General features: G+C 62.3%; 19 protein-coding genes and 1 tRNA gene. 13 read left to right on the top strand and 7 right to left on the bottom strand.

The genetic code is table 11. From position 1 onward, the window contains the following. Positions 1 to 135: 135 nt before the first annotated feature. Positions 136 to 220: transfer RNA gene (locus tag AC0L2H_RS25460), tRNA-Leu, on the bottom strand. A 384-nt stretch (positions 221 to 604) separates the two neighbouring features. Here AC0L2H_RS25460 and pstS point away from each other — a divergent pair. The 4 genes from pstS to AC0L2H_RS25440 all read left to right on the top strand — a co-directional run bounded on the left by pstS (position 605) and on the right by AC0L2H_RS25440 (position 5,006). Further along, positions 605 to 1,708: a phosphate ABC transporter substrate-binding protein PstS gene (gene pstS, locus AC0L2H_RS25455; RefSeq protein ID WP_473592705.1), complete on the top strand. Its 1,104-nt coding sequence runs from the start codon at positions 605 to 607 to the stop codon at positions 1,706 to 1,708. A 99-nt stretch (positions 1,709 to 1,807) separates the two neighbouring features. After that, on the top strand, positions 1,808 to 3,538 hold the full coding sequence (locus AC0L2H_RS25450; protein ID WP_473592707.1) for a Na/Pi cotransporter family protein: 1,731 nt from the start codon (positions 1,808 to 1,810) through the stop codon (positions 3,536 to 3,538). A 275-nt stretch (positions 3,539 to 3,813) separates the two neighbouring features. Continuing rightward, positions 3,814 to 4,401 (top strand): YqaA family protein, encoded by a 588-nt coding sequence (locus AC0L2H_RS25445; RefSeq protein ID WP_473592708.1) that lies wholly within the window; start codon positions 3,814 to 3,816, stop codon positions 4,399 to 4,401. A gap of 86 nt (positions 4,402 to 4,487) precedes the next feature. Beyond that, entirely contained in the window at positions 4,488 to 5,006 is a 519-nt protein-coding gene (locus tag AC0L2H_RS25440; protein ID WP_473592709.1) for a disulfide bond formation protein B, read from the top strand. Between the two features lie 224 nt (positions 5,007 to 5,230). On the opposite strand, the gene AC0L2H_RS25435 is transcribed toward AC0L2H_RS25440, so the two are convergent. Continuing rightward, on the bottom strand, positions 5,231 to 5,788 hold the full coding sequence (locus AC0L2H_RS25435) for an HNH endonuclease (RefSeq protein ID WP_006328497.1): 558 nt from the start codon (positions 5,786 to 5,788) through the stop codon (positions 5,231 to 5,233). A 228-nt stretch (positions 5,789 to 6,016) separates the two neighbouring features. After that, positions 6,017 to 6,658 carry a DNA-3-methyladenine glycosylase family protein gene (locus tag AC0L2H_RS25430; RefSeq protein WP_473592782.1) on the bottom strand — a complete coding sequence of 214 codons (642 nt, stop codon included), beginning with the start codon at positions 6,656 to 6,658 and terminating at the stop codon, positions 6,017 to 6,019. Between the two features lie 93 nt (positions 6,659 to 6,751). On the opposite strand from AC0L2H_RS25430, the gene gluQRS reads away from it, so the two are divergent. Together gluQRS and AC0L2H_RS25420 are read left to right on the top strand one after the other, a co-directional pair. Further along, positions 6,752 to 7,627 carry a tRNA glutamyl-Q(34) synthetase GluQRS gene (gene gluQRS / locus AC0L2H_RS25425; protein WP_473592711.1) on the top strand — a complete coding sequence of 292 codons (876 nt, stop codon included), beginning with the start codon at positions 6,752 to 6,754 and terminating at the stop codon, positions 7,625 to 7,627. Between the two features lie 137 nt (positions 7,628 to 7,764). Beyond that, positions 7,765 to 8,664, top strand: coding sequence for a DMT family transporter (locus AC0L2H_RS25420; RefSeq protein ID WP_473592713.1), 900 nt, complete (start codon positions 7,765 to 7,767; stop codon positions 8,662 to 8,664). On the opposite strand, the gene AC0L2H_RS25415 is transcribed toward AC0L2H_RS25420, so the two are convergent. Then, positions 8,634 to 9,485 carry a YihY/virulence factor BrkB family protein gene (locus AC0L2H_RS25415; protein WP_473592714.1) on the bottom strand — a complete coding sequence of 284 codons (852 nt, stop codon included), beginning with the start codon at positions 9,483 to 9,485 and terminating at the stop codon, positions 8,634 to 8,636. The two genes, AC0L2H_RS25420 and AC0L2H_RS25415, sit on opposite strands and share 31 nt — an antisense overlap. A 56-nt stretch (positions 9,486 to 9,541) precedes the next feature. Here AC0L2H_RS25415 and AC0L2H_RS25410 point away from each other — a divergent pair, with 56 nt between their 5' ends. The 7 genes from AC0L2H_RS25410 (at position 9,542) to AC0L2H_RS25380 (ending at position 15,014) form a co-directional block, all read left to right on the top strand. Next, entirely contained in the window at positions 9,542 to 10,408 is an 867-nt protein-coding gene (locus tag AC0L2H_RS25410) for an SDR family oxidoreductase (RefSeq protein WP_473592715.1), read from the top strand. A 23-nt stretch (positions 10,409 to 10,431) separates the two neighbouring features. Then, the gene (locus AC0L2H_RS25405; RefSeq protein WP_097573703.1) at positions 10,432 to 10,623 is read left to right on the top strand and encodes a twin transmembrane helix small protein; all 192 of its coding nucleotides are present in this window, start codon (positions 10,432 to 10,434) and stop codon (positions 10,621 to 10,623) included. Between the two features lie 28 nt (positions 10,624 to 10,651). After that, the gene (locus tag AC0L2H_RS25400) at positions 10,652 to 11,233 is read left to right on the top strand and encodes a cob(I)yrinic acid a,c-diamide adenosyltransferase (protein WP_473592717.1); all 582 of its coding nucleotides are present in this window, start codon (positions 10,652 to 10,654) and stop codon (positions 11,231 to 11,233) included. A 26-nt stretch (positions 11,234 to 11,259) separates the two neighbouring features. Then, on the top strand, positions 11,260 to 12,045 hold the full coding sequence (locus AC0L2H_RS25395; RefSeq protein ID WP_473592718.1) for a rhomboid family intramembrane serine protease: 786 nt from the start codon (positions 11,260 to 11,262) through the stop codon (positions 12,043 to 12,045). 272 nt (positions 12,046 to 12,317) lie between these two features. Beyond that, the gene (locus AC0L2H_RS25390) at positions 12,318 to 13,067 is read left to right on the top strand and encodes an electron transfer flavoprotein subunit beta/FixA family protein (RefSeq protein WP_013892836.1); all 750 of its coding nucleotides are present in this window, start codon (positions 12,318 to 12,320) and stop codon (positions 13,065 to 13,067) included. A 20-nt stretch (positions 13,068 to 13,087) separates the two neighbouring features. Continuing rightward, complete coding sequence (locus AC0L2H_RS25385; RefSeq protein WP_473592720.1) at positions 13,088 to 14,017, top strand: electron transfer flavoprotein subunit alpha/FixB family protein; 930 nt, start codon at positions 13,088 to 13,090, stop codon at positions 14,015 to 14,017. A 118-nt stretch (positions 14,018 to 14,135) separates the two neighbouring features. After that, a complete protein-coding gene (locus tag AC0L2H_RS25380) occupies positions 14,136 to 15,014 on the top strand; it encodes a 3-hydroxybutyryl-CoA dehydrogenase (RefSeq protein WP_473592722.1) in 879 nt (292 codons plus the stop codon). A 134-nt stretch (positions 15,015 to 15,148) separates the two neighbouring features. On the opposite strand, the gene AC0L2H_RS25375 is transcribed toward AC0L2H_RS25380, so the two are convergent. From AC0L2H_RS25375 to AC0L2H_RS25365, 3 genes are all read right to left on the bottom strand, one after another. Then, on the bottom strand, positions 15,149 to 15,787 hold the full coding sequence (locus tag AC0L2H_RS25375) for an NrsF family protein (protein WP_473592723.1): 639 nt from the start codon (positions 15,785 to 15,787) through the stop codon (positions 15,149 to 15,151). A 1-nt stretch (position 15,788) separates the two neighbouring features. Further along, the gene (locus AC0L2H_RS25370) at positions 15,789 to 16,325 is read right to left on the bottom strand and encodes a sigma-70 family RNA polymerase sigma factor (RefSeq protein ID WP_473592725.1); all 537 of its coding nucleotides are present in this window, start codon (positions 16,323 to 16,325) and stop codon (positions 15,789 to 15,791) included. A 127-nt stretch (positions 16,326 to 16,452) separates the two neighbouring features. Beyond that, a complete protein-coding gene (locus AC0L2H_RS25365) occupies positions 16,453 to 17,472 on the bottom strand; it encodes a hypothetical protein (protein WP_473592726.1) in 1,020 nt (339 codons plus the stop codon). Between the last annotated feature and the right edge of the window lie 12 nt (positions 17,473 to 17,484).

Here is a 17,484-nt window from a genome sequence, read left to right as displayed (position 1 = left end):
TGAGCCCGGTGGCCTGCATCCCGAGGCTGATGAGCCCGGGTAGCCTGCCACTCGAAACTGATGAGCCTGGGTGGCCTGCCACCCGAAACTGATGAGCCTGGGTGGCCTGCCACCCGAAGCTCGAAGAGCGAAGGGTGGTGCCCCTAGCCGGGATCGAACCAGCACTCCTTGCGGAACTCGATTTTGAGTCGAGCGCGTCTACCAATTCCGCCATAGGGGCTCAGGCCGGGCGGCCTGGATGGGCGCGGACTATACGGTTGGAGGCCTGTTCGTCAACTGGCCAATTCGCGACCGCCGCGAAGCTGGCGTACGATCTCCAGGTCAGGCCCGGCTTTTGCAACGCTGCTGTTTCATTCGATCTGAAAGATTTCGCGGCAGCACTGGGCGCAATGGGCGGCCAAGCGCCTCCGACTGAAAGACCCTGGCGCCGAAATGTCCGGCGGCAGCGATCCCTGTCATCCAATCGTTAAGAAAAGTTAATAGGAAATAGGAGCGATCTTGTCCTCTTTGGCTGAGGCTTGCCGCCAGGGATATGATCTACTGATTTTTGACTGAAAGCCTCAGTTATTCACGTATTTTCGGTAGTATAAGCGGGGTCGAAACGATGTTTTCCGGAAGCCCGACAAGTATTGCACCGTCGCACGGCATATGGCCGAAACTCGTTGGTGGCGTCATCGCCCTTGCCGTCGCTTTGGCCGCTGCCTTGACCGGCCCCTCTGCCCGGGCCGAGCCCATCCGCGGCGCCGGATCGACTTTGGCCGCGCCGGTCATCGCCAAATGGGCAACCGCCTACAAGAATGCGCGCGCCGATGGCGGCGACTTCTTCACGCTGGACTGGACCGTCGACTATGAGCCGGTCGGTTCGCTCGCGGGCCTGATGCGGCTCAAGCAGCCCGAACTGGATTTCGCCGCCACCGACGTTCCGGTGCCGCCGGCCAATCTTGCCGGCAACGGCCAGAAACAATTCCCGATCGTCATGGGCGGTATCGCGGTGGTCACCAATCTGGAGGGCCTGCCGGAGGGCGGCTTGCGCCTTTCCGGTCCGGTTCTGGCCGACATCTATCTGGGAAAGATCAAGTCCTGGTCCGATCCCGCCATTCAGGCGCTCAATCCCGGCGTTGCCCTTGCCGATCTCGTCATCAGCGTTTTCCATCGCCAGGACGGTTCGGGCTCGACCCATATCTTCACCGAGTTCCTGTCGGTGAGCAGCGAGGAGTGGAAGACCAGGCTCGGCGCCGACACACTGATCGAATGGCCGCTTGGAACCGGCGCCGAAGGTACGCAGGCCCTTATCCGCGCCGTGGCCGCGACCAAGGGGGCGATCGCCTATGCCGAATACGGCCAGGTGCTTCGCGCGGGCCTGCCCTTTGCCGCGGTCCGCAACAAGGCCGGCAATTTCGTCAAGCCCGATCCCGCAGGCGTGCAAGCGGCAGCCACCTCCATCGCTTGGGGGGAAACGACCGATTTCTTCGCTTCCCTGACCGATCGCAGCGGCGATGCCGCCTATCCGATCTCCACGGCGGTGTTTGCGGTGGTCCAGGTTTCGGGGCGTTCAGAGCATCGCTATCGCCGCGTGCATGACCTTTTCAGGCTGGCCTTCACGCAAGGCGCGGGCGACGCCGCTGCACTCGGCTACGTGCCGTTGCCGAGCGCGCTCGTCGGCCAGATCGAGCAGTACTGGTCGGGACAGGCCCCTCTCGCGAACTGAGGGGAAACGAGGGCCGAAGCTCGGCGCCCGACCACTTCGGACAGCAACGGAAAACTTCGTGTCGGTGTCGCAATGGCGACTTGTTGGGGATAGCGTGAAATGGACATAGATATCTTCAAGGACATCCTCGTGCCGGTGATCGGCGGATTGGGCATTTTCATGCTCGGTCTGGACTTCATGGCAAATGGCATCCAGGCGCTCTCGGTCAACCGGATGCGCGCTTTTCTCGCCAAGGCGGCGGGAACGCCGATCAAGGGCGTGCTGGCGGGAACGCTGATCACTGGCGTCATCCAGTCGTCGACCGCGATGAGCGTCATGGTCGTCGGGCTGGTCAATGCCGGCGTCATCGCGCTGCGGCCGGCGATCAGCGTCATCATGGGCGCCAACATCGGCACCACGCTTGGCAACGGACTGATCGCCCTGCCGCTCGGCCCGCTTGGATTGATCCTGGCCGGCGTGTTCTCGCTGGTCTATTGCTTCGCCAAGAGCGAAAAGGTCAAGAACATAGCGCTCGCCTGCATGGGTTTCGCGCTGATCTTCTACGGCCTGAACCTGATGACCGGTGGCCTGCGCCCGCTGCGCAACCTGCCCGAAGTCATGTCGCTGCTGCAAACCCTCAAGGCTGATTCCTTCCTCAACCTTCTCAAATGCGTGTTCATTGCCGCCGGCGTCACCGCCATGATCCACTCGTCTTCGGCGACGATCGGCATTGTCATGGGCCTTGGCGCCGCCGGCATTCTCGACTGGACGACCGCCGTCGCCTTCTCGCTCGGCGCCGATCTCGGCACCACGATCACGTCGTGGATGGCCTCCCTCAATCTTTCGAAGAACGCCAAGCGGACCGCGTACGCGCACATATCGTTCAACATCATAGGCGTGTGCATCACCATTCCGCTGTTCTTCGTCTCCATCCAGGTCCTGGAATGGGCCATGCAGTTCTTCGGCGGCGATCCGGCCGTTCCGGTGATCGTCGACGGCAAGGAGACCTTTCCTCTGGTGCCGGTCGCGGTCGGCCTCTACTCGACCTTCTTCAACGTCTTCAACACGCTGTTGCTGTTTCCCTTCATTGGTGTGTTCGAGCGGGTCCTGTCGCGTGTCGGCCACACCGACGCCGAGGACGCGGAGGATTTCTCGACGCCGAAATTCCTCGACCGCAAGCTGGCCAGCGACTTTGCCAAGGCCGTTCCCGCCGTGCAGCAGGAGACGGCCCGTCACCTCGAAGCCGGCGCGATGTTCCTCGACATCGCACGCGGGTCGAAGAAAGCACCGGCCGACCCGGGCGAGCACTATCTTGCAACCGACATCCTCAGCCGCGACATCCGTGCCTACACCGCCGCGCTGATGAAGGAGGACCTGCCTTACGAACAACTCGACCTGATTGCCAGCCTGATCGAGGAAGCCGACTTCACGGCTGCCTTGACGGAATCGATGCACCAGGTGGCCCGGCGCGTCAAACGCGAGAAGTTCAGCAATCCGGCGCAAGCCATCGTCGAAGTCGCGCTGAACAAGCTCGACGCCTCGCTGCGTGAGATATTGCCCGACTACGGCATTGCCAACCCGAAAATGCCGGCCGGCCATGTCAGCTTCCCCGAGGTCGAGGAGCTGCGCGCCCGCACGCTGGCGCTGGGACCGAATGCAGGTGCGGGTGAACGCGGTACGATCCTGGCCCTGCTCGGTTCGATCGAGCGAGCGGAAATCCTGATCCGCCGCATCGACGCCGAGCGCAGGTCCGTCAACCGCGCAAGCGTGGTCGCCCGTGCGTCGGCACGCAAGGAAGACAAGCCGCGTCCGCTGGGCGACGTCGGCCTCAGCCCGGTTCCGGCCGAGTAGGCCCCAGCGGAATAGGCCCAGTAGAATAGGCAAAGCGCGCGCCAGACGAAGGTTGCGAGCGGTATCGCCGGATGGCGATGCCGCTTTCGCGTTTGGGCGGCGGGCCCGATACCATCTTTCGACTTCGTGAAGCTCCAGCCATTGTGCGGCGCGGAAAATCTTTCTAGACAGACGGCGCATTGGAGCGCGCCGCGTCCGAAGAGATGATGCGGCGCGCTTTGGGTTTTGTTCTATGCACCTTTGGGTTTTGTGCACCTTGGGCATTAGGAGTGCCGATGCTTCGCGGACTTTACGACTGGACCTTGTCGCTGGCGGCAAGGAAATCCGCCGAATGGTGGCTGGCCTTCATCGCTTTCGTCGAAAGCTCGGTGTTCCTGGTGCCGGCCGACGTGCTGTATCTGCCGATGGCGCTGTCGCGGCCGGATCGCGCCTATCGCTACGCGCTGGTCGCGACAGTGGCATCGGTGCTGGGCGGCATCGCCGGCTGGTTCATCGGCCATTACGCCTACGACGCCGTGGCAAAACCGATCCTCGAATTCTACGGCAAATATGACGAGTTCGAGCAATTACGCGTCTCGTCGGGCATCGGCTTCATCATCCTGATGCTGGTTACCTCCGGCCTTGCCCATCTGCCGCCGATCAAGGTTGTGACCATCCTGTCCGGCGTCATCGGCGTCAATCTGCTGCTGTTCATCGCCCTCGCGATCGTCGCCCGCGGCGCCCGTTTTCTATTTCTTGCCTGGCTGTTGCGCCGTTATGGCGAGCCGATCCGCGAGTTCATCGAAAAGCGACTTGGCATGATCGCGGGCGCCGGCGCCGCCGCCCTGATTTTGCTCTATATCGTGGTCAAATACGCATTCTGATGCATGTCGCCCAAATTGAGCAGCGGCCTGGACAACGACATGCATAGGCAGGCGGCGGCGCGGGCGCGAACCAGGACACAAGATCGATGACAGCGACCGTCAATCCCGATACCGGACGTCAACGTATGCGAGCGGCCTTGTTTCTCGCCGTCGCCATGGCCGCCACGGTCGGCTCGGCGTTGGCCTTCCAGTACATAGGCGGCTACATCCCCTGCCATCTCTGCCTGGAGCAGCGCACGCCCTACTATGTCGGCGTGCCGCTGATGCTGCTGGCGGTGCTGGCCTCGGTGCTCAGCGCCCCGGCGTGGTTGACGCGCGGCCTGCTGGCCGTCGGCGGCCTGCTGATGGTCTACGGCATTTATCTCGGCGTCTACCACTCGGGCGTCGAATGGGCATGGTGGCAGGGACCGGCCGACTGCACCGCGGGCGCCGGCCCTGTCGACACCGGCGGCAAGGGCGTGCTCGACGCGCTCGACAAATTTGTCCCGCCCTCCTGCGACAAGGCAGCACTTCGCATCCTCGGCCTGTCATTGGCCGGCTGGAACGCCATCGCCAGTTTTGTCCTTGCAGTGGTCGCTTTCCGCAGTGCGCTTGCCCGCGACTAAGCTGCAGAGCCGACGCAGAGTTCGTCCAGAAATTCGGCAGGCTGAGTCGGATGGCGCGGCTTTCGAGAACCGGAGCGGAGCGTACTTAAGTACGTGAGCACCGGCCTACGCCGGCCGTAGCCTTAACTACCACACCACGACCACTCATGAATGCTTCGGCCGGCGAAGGCCGGAAGCGCAGAAAGCTGCGTCAGCCGGCCAGCATGGCGGATTTCTGCCGAACTCTAAGGTTCCAGTTCGACATCCCAGTATAGATAATCCATCCAGCTCTCATGCAGATGGTTGGGCGGGAACAGGCGGCCGTTATTGTGCAAATCGTGCACCGTCGGCTGGAAGGGCTTCTGCAGCGGCCACATCTTGGCATGCGCCGGCATCATGCCGCCCTTCCTGAGGTTGCAGGGCGAGCAGGCGGCGACGACATTCTCCCACGTCGTCGCACCGCCGCGATGGCGGGGAATGACATGATCGAAGGTCAGGTCCTCCGGCGTGCCGCAATACTGGCACTGGAAACGGTCGCGCAGGAAGACGTTGAAGCGGGTGAAGGCGGGATGCCGCGAAGGCTTCACATAGGCCTTCAGGCTGACGACGCTCGGCAGCTTCATCGAGAAGGTCGGCGACGACACGGCATGCTCGTATTCGGCGACGATGTTCACCCGGTCGAGGAACACCGCCTTGATGGCGTCCTGCCACGACCAGAGCGACAGGGGGTAATAGCTGAGCGGACGGTAATCCGCATTCAGCACCAGTGCTGGAAGCCCATCCGGAGATACGGCAACCGTCACGTGTTGATCCTCCTTGGTTCCGCGCATGACCCCGAAAATCGAACGATTTTCGGAAAGGATCATGCGCAACTTCAAAAGCCCTACAGCGTCCTTTGCGCATCCAATCGGATGCGCGGCGCTGTAGCCGAACGGCGCGGATACTGTAAGCCCGACATGACAGGGATGTGAAGCGGATTGTCGCTCGCCCAAAGCGTCAAAAATGCATGATTTCAATGCTTTTTTGCGATTTCAGGCCGGAGGCGCGGCCTCCCTGCCCCTGGTTTCGCGATAGTAAGCCCAGAAAAGCCGTGATGCGACACCTCGCCACGGGCTCCATGATTCGGCGATCTGGATCAGCGTTTTCTCCGGCGGACGCGGGTCGATGCCGAGCGCGTGGCCGACTGCCGTTTGCAGCGCGACGTCACGCGCGGGGAAAACATCGGGATGGCCGGCGGCGAACAGCAGATAGACCTCCGCCGTCCATGGCCCGATTCCCGGCACGGCCGTCATCGCCGCGATCGCTTCGGGGACGTCGAGCGAACAGAGATGGTTGAGGTCGAGCCCGTCGGCCACGGCCTGGGCAACCGCGAGCAGGCCACGCTGCTTCGGTCGCGACAGCCCGGCCTCGCGAAAGACGTCCTCGCCGGCGGCGAGTATGGCCTGCGGCGTCAGCGGATCGACGAGCTTTGTCAGCCGCCCGAAAATGGCGTCGGCGCTGGCGCGCGACACCTGCTGCGAGACGATGATCGAGGCTAGGCTTCGAAATCCGGGCTGCGACAGCCGAAGCGGCACCTCGCCGGCCATGCCGCGCACTCTTTGCAGGCGCGGATCGATCAGGCAAAGCGCATCGAGTCCTCGCGCAATGTCGTCAAGATTGGCGATGCGTTGCATCAATGCTTGTTCCCGGGGCAAAGTGGTTGATGTAGCCAGGCACACGCTAGCAACCGGCGAAAGTGCCTGACAACCGACAAGCCGCCTTGAGAGATGACACTCCTGACATTCCGCTTCGCGCCGAGCCCGAATGGCGAACTGCATCTCGGCCACGCCTATACGGCGCTGCTCAACCAGCAAATGGCAAAAGCGGCCGGCGGGCGCCTGTTGCTGCGCATCGAGGACATCGACACGACACGCTGCACCCCTGAATTCGAGGCCGGCATCTACCGCGACCTGAAATGGCTCGGGCTTGGCTGGGAAGAGCCGGCGCGCCGCCAATCCGGGCATTTCGCGGACTATCGGGCGGTACTGGACCGGCTGATCGGGCAAGAGCTCGTCTATCCCGCCTTCATGAGCAGAGGCGAGATCAGGGCTTTTATTGCCGATAGTGAAAAGCGCGGCCGCAACTGGCCGCGCGACCCGGATGGCGTGCCGCTCTACCCCGCCGCCGACAAGGCGCTGTCTATGAAGGAGCGTAAGCGGCGAATTGCCGAGAATGCACCTTTCGCCTGGCGGCTGGACGTCGATGCCGCAATGGCGCATGTCGGCAAGGACCTGTCATGGGCCGAATTTGTCGACGAGACGCTTTCCGCGAAGCGACAAATCGAGGCCAGGCCGCGGGATTGGGGTGACGTGATCGTGGCGCGCCGCGACATCCCGACCAGCTATCATCTCGCCGTCGTCGTCGACGACGCGCTGCAAGACGTCAGCCATGTCGTGCGCGGCCAGGACCTTTATGCCGCGACCAGCATGCAGCGCCTGCTTCAGGAAGTGCTCGGCCTGCCGCCGCCGGCCTATTTCCACCATCGTCTCGTCCTTGGTCCGGATGGACGAAAACTGTCGAAGAGCCTTGGCGACAACGGCCTTGCCGCCCTGCGGGAGGCCGGCGCATCGCCGGACGATATCAGAAGATTGGTCGGGCTCTGATCTCCGAAGGGACGTGTGAGTTCGCCCTGAGCTCAATTCGAATGACGTATGGATCAATCGTTTCATTTTGCGCGTTGGGTCGAACCGCATTACAGCATCGCCACGGTCAAACCTCACCACGCGGCAGCCTCCGGACAATGCACAGTATCAAGCGGTTCATCCCCGCCTCTTTTGTCGTCCTGTGGGCGACAGGCTTCATCGGTGCGCGCTACGCCATGCCATGGGCGGAACCCTTCACCTTTCTCGCCGCGCGCTTCGTCCTGGCAGCCATCCTGCTGGTAGCCTTGATGGCGGCACTTGGTTCGAAGCGCGCCAGCCGTACGGAGGCACTGCACGCCACCGGCGCCGGCATCCTGATGCATGGCGTCTATCTCGGCGGCGTTTTCTGGGCGATCCACAGGGGCATGCCCGCCGGGCTGTCGGCCTTGATCGTCGGCCTGCAGCCGCTGATCACCGCCGTGCTCGCCGGCAAGTTCCTTGGCGAGGCCATCTTGCCGCGCCATTGGCTCGGTCTCGGCATCGGCCTGGTCGGGGTGATCATTGTGTTGTGGCCGAAGCTTGGCGCGATTGGCGGCGGAGTAACGCCTGAAACATTGGCTGCCTCGCTGGTCTCGGTGCTTGGCATGAGCGCCGGCACGATCTGGCAGAAGCGCTTTGCCTCCGGCGGCGATCTCGTGGCGGCCACCATGTGGCAATATGTCGGCGGCGCCTCGCTGATGGTCCTGGCCTCGCTGGCCTTCGAGACGCGCACGGTCACCGTCAATGGCGAGCTGATCTTTGCCATGGCATGGCTGGTGCTGGTGCTGTCGATCGGCGCCATCTTCCTTTTGATGCTGATGATCCGCGACGGCGAGATGTCGAAAGTCGCCTCGCTGTTCTACCTGGTGCCGGCCGTCACCGCGCTCATGGCCTGGGCGCTGTTCGGCGAGCATCTGAACCTTGTCCAGATCGTCGGCATGGCGATCACGACCTTCGGCGTCGGCCTAGCCACCGCCAGGCCAACCGCTCAGCCGACCCGCGCGCGCGCCTCGAGATAGCGGCTGATCGCGGCGTTGAGTTCGCCACCCAGGATGAAGATCGCCGAGACGATGTAGAGAAAGACGACAGCGATCATGATCGAGGCAAGGCCGGCATAGGTCGTCACATAGGACGAGAAATGGTCGAGATAAGTGGCGAAGATGGTTGAGCCGACCAGCCATGCGGCCAGTGTGAAGAGGATGCCCGGCACGATCGAGACGAAGCGGCGCTTGCCCGCCGGTAGCCAGAAATGCACCGCGAACAGCCCACCGACGATGACGGCGGAAGCGATGACGTAACGCCACAGCGTGATCGTCCCCATATAGGGCTTTATCCATTCGAAATTGGCCTCGGCCAGCCGCGCCAGCAAGGGCGCGAAGACCAGGAGCACGCTGATCGCCAGGAACCCTGCCGTGGCGATCAGCACGAAGGCGATGCTCTGCACCCGGCGGTAGATGATGCCGCGCGTTTCGGAGACGCGGTAGGCGCGGTTGAGTGAGGTGCGCAGCGCCTCGATGCCGTTGGAGGCGAAGAAAGCGGCGAGCACGACGCCATAGGTCAACAGATCGGTGCGCCGGACGGTAAGCACGTTGAGCACCTCGCGCGCGATCGGCTTGGCGATCTGCTCCGGCCAGGTGTCGAAGACGATATGCACGGCCGTGTCGGCGAAAGCCTGCGCCCCGAAAAAACTGGCCAGCGTCGTGGCGAAGATCAGGAACGGAAACAGCGCCATAAGCGCCGTGATCGCCAGATGGCTGGCCATCGCCCAGCCGTCGTCGGTGTTGAAATGGCCAAGCGCGTCATAGAGCACGCGGCGCAGGGCGACAATCTTCCGCAACAAGAACCACACCCCCTCGATTGTCTCGACGCCGCGAATATGGGAAGGGATTGCGGCAAATGGCAACCCTTGGTCGAACCACGAACTCCACAGCGGAAGCGTTGCGCACCATCATCGTCACCGGCGCCTCTTCCGGGATAGGCGCTTATTGCGCCCGGGCGCTGAAGGCGGACGGCTGGCGGGTGTTCGCGACGGCGCGCAAGCCTGAAGACATCGCCGCCCTCGAGACCGACGGCATCGAGGCCTTCTACCTCGACTACCGCGAAGCCGGGTCCATCGAGGCCCTGGTGGCGTCGGTGCTGGAGCGCACCGGCGGACAGCTCGATGCCCTGTTCAACAATGGCGCCTATGGACAGCCTGGCGCCGTCGAGGACCTGCCGGTTGCAGCGCTCAGGGAGCAATTCGAGGCCAATGTCTTCGGCTGGCATGACCTCACCCGCCGTGTCATGCCGGCAATGCGCCGTCAGGGACATGGCCGTCTCGTTCATTGCTCCTCGATCCTCGGCCTGACGCCGGTTCCCTTCCGGGGCGCCTATGCGGCATCCAAGCACGCGATCGAAGGATTGATGTTGTGCATGCATCAGGAGTTGCAGGGCAGCGGCATTCATGTCTCGCTGATCGAGCCGGGGCCCGTGACATCGAAGATCGCCAGCAATGGGCTCGTGTGGTTCCTCAGGAATATCGACTATGAGAATTCCGTCCACCGCCTCGCCTACAAGGCGCAACTGGAGCGGCTGCGGGCCGGCGGCAGCACGTCGCGCCTGAAGCCCGGTCCGGAAGTGGTTTATGTGGCCTTGCGCCATGCGCTTCTGTCGCGGCGCCCCCGCCCGCACTATGTGGTAACAGTGCCGGCCAGAATCGGCGTCATCCTCAAACGCATCCTGCCGGCATCGATGCTCTACCGCCTGCTTGCCAAACGCGCCTGAACGCAATCGAACTGGAACTCCACATGGCAACCGTCTTCAATGTCCTCGCCGTTCTCGTCATGGTCGCCGTGGTGATCGTGCTGGTTCGCGGCCTCATCAATATGATGCGCGGCGGCGACGGCGTGACCTCCAACAAGCTGATGCAGGCGCGCGTTCTGTTGCAGTTCGTGGCATTGGTGCTGATCATGCTGGCCGTCTGGTTCACCCGCAAATAAGGCGACCAGCGAGTTCGGGAGGCAGAGCGTGGTCAAGCTCAACAAGATCTACACCCGTACCGGCGACGACGGCACCACCGGCCTCGGCACCGGCGAACGGCGGCTGAAATCCGATCTGCGTGTCGATGCCTATGGTACCGTCGACGAGGCCAATGCCTGCATCGGCATGGCCCGCCTCCATACCGCAACGACGCATCCGTCGATCGATGCGATGCTTTCCCGCATCCAGAACGACCTTTTCGACCTCGGCGCCGATCTGGCGGTGCCTGACAGCGGCAAGCCGCTCGATTATGAGCCGCTGCGCATCACGGCCGCGCAGACCGACCGTGTCGAAAAGGACATCGATCTTCTCAACAAGGATCTTGAGCCGCTCAAATCCTTCGTGCTCAACGGCGGCACGCCGGCCGCAGCCGCCCTTCATCTCGCCCGCACGGTGGCGCGGCGTGCCGAGCGCAGCATGGTGGCGTTGGCCCAGAATCCGCGTGAGCACGTCAACCGCGAGGCCATCAAGTACATCAACCGTGTCTCGGACTTTCTGTTCGTCGCCGCGAGGGCGGTGAATGACAACGGAAATGCCGACGTGTTATGGGTTCCCGGCAAGAACCGCTGAATTTCGCCTGAGGCGGGAGGGGCTCGATGTTTATCCCGCTCTATGACACCAACAAGCTGCGGCACATCAAGCTGCAATACGTGACGATCGGCCTGATCGCGCTCAACACGCTCATCTACCTTGCCACCGCGCTTGCGGGCGAGAATTTCGCCAATGCCGCGGTGCTGGGCCTGGGCTTCATTCCTTCCGTCGTTCACGACAAGGTGGAACTGGCGCCGCAGTTTGTCGTCATCCCCGAGAGCCTGAGCTACCTGACCTATTCCTTCCTGCATGCCGATATTTTCCACCTCGGTGGCAACATGCTGTTCCTGTGGGTGTTCGGCGACAATGTCGAGGACGCGCTCGGCCATGTCAGGTACCTCATCTTCTACCTCCTTTGCGCCGTCGGCGGCGCCTTCTTCCAGGGCCTGGTCGCGTGGGACTCGCAGGTGCCGCTGATCGGCGCCTCGGGCGCCATCGCCGGCGTGGTCGCCGCCTACCTGATCCTCTATCCCAGGGTGAAAGTCTGGGTGCTGGCCTTTGCCCGTATTCCATTGCGGATCCCGGCCTTCATCCCGCTCATCTTGTGGATCCTCTTCCAGATCGTGATGTTCGCCGCCGGTGGCGAGGACCAGATTTCCTGGGCCTGCCATGTCGGCGGCATCATCACTGGGGCCGTGCTGGTGCTGATCTTGCGCAGACGCGGCGTGCCGCTGCTTGCCGCGGCGGATGAAGCGCCTGCGGCGGCGACCGATCCGGCGATCATTGCTCCAGAGCCTGCCGCCAGCGAGCCGCCAGCGGTTCGCTGGGGCCGTGCGTCGGCTCCGGACTGAACCGATTTGAGTGGCTAGAGCATGATCCCGAAAAGTTGCAGGCTTTTCGGACAAGATCATGCGAAAAAACAAAGACCTAGAGCAGGATGACTGGTCCGACTTCAACTCATCCTGCTCTAGCGCATATTGACGTGCAGGTTTGCCGCAACTACGGAAGCGCCATTGTCAGGCGTTTGGAGAGCAGAATTCCGTCCCGAATGTCGGCTTTCGACAACTCTGCGCAGGCGCAGGCTGTTATAGCGCGCAATTATCTCTAGAGAGGTGACAGGCAAATGAAGATCCTTGTGCCCGTGAAGCGGGTTGTGGATGCGAATGTGAAGGTTCGCGTCAAGGCTGACGGTTCGGCGGTGGAGCTCGCCAACGTCAAGATGGCGATGAACCCGTTCGACGAGATCGCGGTCGAGGAAGCGATCCGGCTGAAGGAAGCCGGCAAGGCCGAAGAGATCATCGTCGTCTCGATCGGACCGCAGCAGGCGCAGGAGACACTACGCACCGCACTCGCCATGGGCGCCGACCGCGCCATCCTGGTCAAGACCGACGAGCAGACCGAGCCGCTCGGCGTCGCCAAGGTGCTGAAGGGCGTCGTCGAAGCGGAACAGCCCGGCCTCGTCATTCTTGGCAAGCAGGCGATCGACGATGACTCGAACCAGACCGGCCAGATGCTGGCCGCACTGCTCGGCTGGGCTCAAGGGACATTCGCCTCCAAGGTCGTGCTCGATGGCGACAAGGCCAAGGTTACGCGCGAGGTCGATGGCGGACTGCAGACGGTGGAATTGAAGATGCCCGCGATCGTCACCGCCGACCTGCGCCTCAACCAGCCGCGCTATGCCTCGCTGCCCAACATCATGAAGGCCAAGAAAAAGCCGCTCGACGAGAAATCGCCCGCCGATTACGGCGCCGACGTCAAGCCGCGCCTGAAGGTGATCAAGACCGAGGAGCCGAGTGGCCGCAAGGCCGGCGTCAAGGTCAAGAGCGTCGCCGAACTGGTCGACAAGCTGAAGAACGAAGCCGGCGTGCTCTGAGATCGGAAGGAACAGATAAAATGACAATTCTCCTCATCGCCGAGCACGACAATGCGACGCTTTCCGACCAGACGGCCAAGGCGCTGTCGGCGGCGCTTCAGATCGGTTCGGACGTGCATGTGCTGGTGGCCGGCAAGGGCGCCAAGGGTGCCGCCGATGCCGCCGCCAAGCTCAAGGGCGTCAGCAAGGTGCTGCTCGCCGAGGCTGACGAGTTGAGCGAGCGCCTCGCCGAGCCGATGGCGGCGCTGGTTGTTTCTCTCGCTGGTTCCTATGACACCATCATCGCGCCGGCGACCTCGTCGGGCAAGAATGTCGCGCCGCGCGTGGCCGCACTGCTCGACGTCGCGCAAGTGTCCGAGATCATCGAAGTGGTCTCGCCCGACACCTTCAAGCGGCCGATCTATGCCGGCAACGCCATCCAGACGGTGCAGACGAGCGACGCCAAGAAGGTGATCACCGTGCGTACCGCCTCCTTCCAGGCAGCGCCCGAAGGCGGCTCGGCCGCGGTCGAGACCGTCAAGGCGGCAAGCAATCCCGGCCTGTCTTCCTTTGTCGAGAACAAGCTGTCGGAGACCGACCGTCCGGAACTGACCTCGGCCAAGATCATCATCTCGGGCGGCCGCGCGCTGGGTTCCTCGGAAAAATTCCAGGAGGTCATCCTGCCGGTGGCCGACAAGCTCGGCGCCGCCGTCGGCGCTTCCCGCGCGGCGGTTGACGCCGGCTATGCGCCCAACGACTGGCAGGTCGGCCAGACAGGCAAGGTCGTCGCTCCCGATCTCTACATCGCCGTCGGCATCTCCGGCGCCATCCAGCACCTTGCCGGCATGAAGGATTCCAAGGTCATCGTCGCCATCAACAAGGACGAGGAAGCTCCGATCTTCCAGGTTGCCGACTACGGCCTCGTCGGCGATCTCTTCGTCATCCTGCCGGAACTGCAAAAGGCGCTTTGACGCATTCTGCCAAAGCGTATTAAATTGTGAAGGGTGGGGTAGACGAAGCTGCCCCACCCTTTTAGTTTGCACCGCACAAAAAGCAGGCCGCAAAGGCCTTTTCGACGGGATCGGTGTAATGAGCAAGATCGAGACGATCGGCGTCATCGGGGCGGGCCAGATGGGCGGCGGCATAGCGCATGTGTCCGCGCTTTCTGGCTACAAGGTGCTGATCTACGATATTTCGCCCGACCGCATCGAAAAAGGCATCGCCACCGTCAGCGGCAACATGGCCCGCCAGGTCGGTTCCGGCAAACTGGAAGAGAAGCTGCGCAACGACGCCATGGCGCGCATTTCGGCAGCGCCCACCATGGCCGACCTTGCCGGCGCCGATCTGGTGATCGAAGCAGCGACCGAGGACGAGACGGTCAAGCGCAAGATCTATGCCCAGCTCTGTCCGCAGCTCAATCCCGAAGCCATCCTGGCGACGAACACCTCGTCGATCTCCATCACGCGTCTCGCCGCGCAGACCGACAGGCCTGAGCGTTTCATCGGCATCCATTTCATGAATCCGGTTCCGGTGATGAAGCTGGTCGAGCTGGTGCGCGGCATCGCCACCGAGGACCAGACCTTCGAGGCGGCCAAGGCCTATGTGAAGCAGCTCGACAAGACCATCACCGTCTCCGAGGATTTTCCGGCCTTCATCGTCAACCGCATCCTACTGCCGATGATCAACGAGGCGATCTACACGCTTTATGAAGGTGTCGGCTCGGTCGACGCCATCGACACCGCCATGAAACTCGGCGCCAACCATCCGATGGGGCCGCTGCAGCTTGCCGATTTCATCGGGCTGGACACCTGCCTGTCGATCATGCAGGTGCTGCATGACGGCTTGTCGGATTCGAAATACCGCCCCTGCCCGCTGCTGGTGAAATATGTCGAGGCCGGCTGGCTCGGCCGCAAGACCGGGCGCGGCTTCTACGACTATCGCGGCGAGCACCCCGTTCCGACCCGCTAGAGCGTCCATTTGGGCGCACAAGCACGCGCTTCTGTGTATACGAGTATCCAAGCGTCGTGCTTTCCAGAAGTCGAATTCGATTTCTCGTCGAAGCACTTACCGCGCGTTTTCTTGTTCCGATTGCGCGACTGTCGCTACCAGCGCACGAAAAGCCGTCCGCCGAGCGCGCCGAGCGCGGCAAGGGCGGTGATCGCGATCGAGTACCAGGTGGCGACGAAAAGCGGCGAATCGTCGAAGCAATGCGCCGCGTAGAAAGTCGCGGCCAGCCCGCCGGCGAGCAGGCCCGCGACCGCGCCGGCAAGCACCGGCCGCGTCGGCGCGCCGTAACGCAGCATCCATAGAAAGATGGCGAGCGGGCCGATGCCGATCAGCGGGATGAACGTCATGCAGACCATCATGTTGGTGCCGACCAGCCGCGTGCCCCAATCGGCCTCGGGCACGGCGAAAAGCTCCAGAACCACCGCAACCAGCACAAGCAGCGGCGCAGCGATCATCCATGCCGCCGCCTTGCCGGTCGACGCGCCGGGCGTCGACAGCGCCCGGATCAGGCCAAAAGCGGTGACGGCAAGCACGATGGTAAAGACGAATTTCGAAAGGAAGCGCATCGTGTGCATGGCTATCATGATGTCGAGACGTGGACCGATGGAGAGCCAGAAAACCGCCGCGGCGATCGCCGCTGCGGCAGCCGTGGCCAGCCACCAGGCCGAGCGCAGCGGCATCGCCTTGCTGCCGGCGTCAGCGTCCAATGCCTTGATGAGATCCTCGGTCCTCATGTCACCCGGCTCCGAACCGCTTGGCTATTGCGGCAAGCCCGCGGTGCAGCGACACCCGCACGGCCGTCTCGCTGATACCGAACTTCGCTGCCGTCTCGCCGATGGAGCGGCCTTCGACCGACACCGACGAAACCACTGAACGCTGCGCCGGCGGCAGGCCGTCCAGGGCCCGGTTGATGTCGCGCTCGCTGACCGTCTCGGCCTCCGGTTCGGCGAATGTCTCTGCGATCTCGTCGATTTCGATCTCGATGCGCCGCCCGCGCCGCCGGAAAGCGTCGATCAGCTTGAAACGCGCGATTGCATAGATCCATGGCAAGACAGGCGCATCCTGACGCCAGGTGTGCCGTTTCACATGAATGGCCAGCAAGGTTTCCTGCACGACATCCTCGGGGTCGACCCCGCCCTTTACGATCTTGCGCCTGACAAAGCCGCGAACGAGAGCGGCCGTCCGGTGCAGAAAGTCGGCATAGGCCCTTTCATCTCCTCCTATCGCAGCTCGCAATAGCCGGGAGAGTTCGGCTTCGTCCTTGCCGGTCACAAGAGTTCACTCCCCGATGTTCGCGCCTCGGCGCTGATTTGTTACGTGGCCGGCGAAATAATGTCCAAGCCAAAGTAGGGAGCGTCACGAAAGTTTGCAGCCTGCTCAGTGTTCGACAGTCAACGGATCAGACTTTCTCACCAAGCACGGCATTCCTGACAAATCTCAGGCCCTTCTTAACGATGAGCTTCCTACGTCTCTTCCCATACTCTCGCCGCAGACCCGCTAAAATCTCGGAATGCTTCTCATTGATCCCGGCAGGGCACGAAAGGTCATATGCATACCGCAGGGCCAAAAGGGCATCGGCGTGCATGCTGGCATAAGGCGTTGAATCATATGAATCGAAAGGTGTCGGCGGATAGCTCAGCACAGTCGGATTTGTATTGATCTCGAAGACCTGGATACGGCCATCCACGACCGTGTAGTCAATTCGGCCATATGTGATCGATGCTTTGTCGAAAATCGGCATCAGGCTCAATCTGTGCGGATTGTCGCGGACATAAGCGCGATGCTCCTCGACATGCTGCTCCGGAACACCTCGTCCCGGATCCTTGATGAACCAGTTCTGCTTGGCAAAACAATGTTGGGCATAGATGCGGCCGCCGATCCGGTAGGCGGAGTATTTTCGATAGTAGCCATCGAATCCAGGCTTCGAGCCGAACTCGACGATCATCGGCCGGACAAATCCCATGCCAGGCAAGCCTGCAAGGGCGTTGTCCAGTTCTCTATAGTTCTGCAGCAGTCGCGGCCTTTCGTAGGCCGCACCCGTCTCATCGCGGAGGAAGACGGGAAAGCGCGTGTCGTCCGGCAATGCCTCCGGCCGATAAACTCGGAAATCATTGATACCGTTCGCGAACAATTCGCGCAGCAGGTCGAAACGTTGGAGGCTTTCACGGGGATGATTGAGTTGAGCGACGTCCGGCTGCTCCAGCCGCATCTTGTGGCTGAGAGCGGACGCCGTTTCAATTTCGGCGACAGTCAGCCGATCCATATCGCTCCAGATCACCGTCCCCTTGGAAAGGGCGCTTAAAAGAGCCTTGTTTTCGTAGGGAACCAGCCGAAAAACTGCTTGGAGATCTGTGCGAAAATAGAGAAGCATAGTTGCCTGGGTATAGGCGTGCCGGCTATGGCAGACATAAAAAATCATAAGGATTAGCTG

It is taken from the genome of Mesorhizobium sp. WSM4871 (genome assembly GCF_055811295.1).
The sequence above is the reverse complement of the archived record's forward strand: the minus strand, read 5'-3'. Positions and strand labels throughout refer to the sequence as shown.

What these genes read in the sequence shown, in the direction of transcription:
- AC0L2H_RS25410 (WP_473592715.1), top strand. Translation starts at nt 9,542, where the DNA reads ATGGCAACCCTTGGTCGAACCACGAACTCCACAGCGGAAGCGTTGCGC.
- AC0L2H_RS25405 (WP_097573703.1), top strand. Translation starts at nt 10,432, where the DNA reads ATGGCAACCGTCTTCAATGTCCTCGCCGTTCTCGTCATGGTCGCCGTG.
- gluQRS (WP_473592711.1), top strand. Translation starts at nt 6,752, where the DNA reads ATGACACTCCTGACATTCCGCTTCGCGCCGAGCCCGAATGGCGAACTG.
- AC0L2H_RS25440 (WP_473592709.1), top strand. Translation starts at nt 4,488, where the DNA reads ATGACAGCGACCGTCAATCCCGATACCGGACGTCAACGTATGCGAGCG.
- AC0L2H_RS25450 (WP_473592707.1), top strand. Translation starts at nt 1,808, where the DNA reads ATGGACATAGATATCTTCAAGGACATCCTCGTGCCGGTGATCGGCGGA.
- AC0L2H_RS25395 (WP_473592718.1), top strand. Translation starts at nt 11,260, where the DNA reads ATGTTTATCCCGCTCTATGACACCAACAAGCTGCGGCACATCAAGCTG.
- AC0L2H_RS25375 (WP_473592723.1), bottom strand. Translation starts at nt 15,787, where the DNA reads ATGAGGACCGAGGATCTCATCAAGGCATTGGACGCTGACGCCGGCAGC.
- AC0L2H_RS25365 (WP_473592726.1), bottom strand. Translation starts at nt 17,472, where the DNA reads ATGATTTTTTATGTCTGCCATAGCCGGCACGCCTATACCCAGGCAACT.
- AC0L2H_RS25430 (WP_473592782.1), bottom strand. Translation starts at nt 6,658, where the DNA reads ATGCAACGCATCGCCAATCTTGACGACATTGCGCGAGGACTCGATGCG.
- AC0L2H_RS25445 (WP_473592708.1), top strand. Translation starts at nt 3,814, where the DNA reads ATGCTTCGCGGACTTTACGACTGGACCTTGTCGCTGGCGGCAAGGAAA.
- AC0L2H_RS25380 (WP_473592722.1), top strand. Translation starts at nt 14,136, where the DNA reads ATGAGCAAGATCGAGACGATCGGCGTCATCGGGGCGGGCCAGATGGGC.
- AC0L2H_RS25420 (WP_473592713.1), top strand. Translation starts at nt 7,765, where the DNA reads ATGCACAGTATCAAGCGGTTCATCCCCGCCTCTTTTGTCGTCCTGTGG.
- AC0L2H_RS25385 (WP_473592720.1), top strand. Translation starts at nt 13,088, where the DNA reads ATGACAATTCTCCTCATCGCCGAGCACGACAATGCGACGCTTTCCGAC.
- pstS (WP_473592705.1), top strand. Translation starts at nt 605, where the DNA reads ATGTTTTCCGGAAGCCCGACAAGTATTGCACCGTCGCACGGCATATGG.
- AC0L2H_RS25390 (WP_013892836.1), top strand. Translation starts at nt 12,318, where the DNA reads ATGAAGATCCTTGTGCCCGTGAAGCGGGTTGTGGATGCGAATGTGAAG.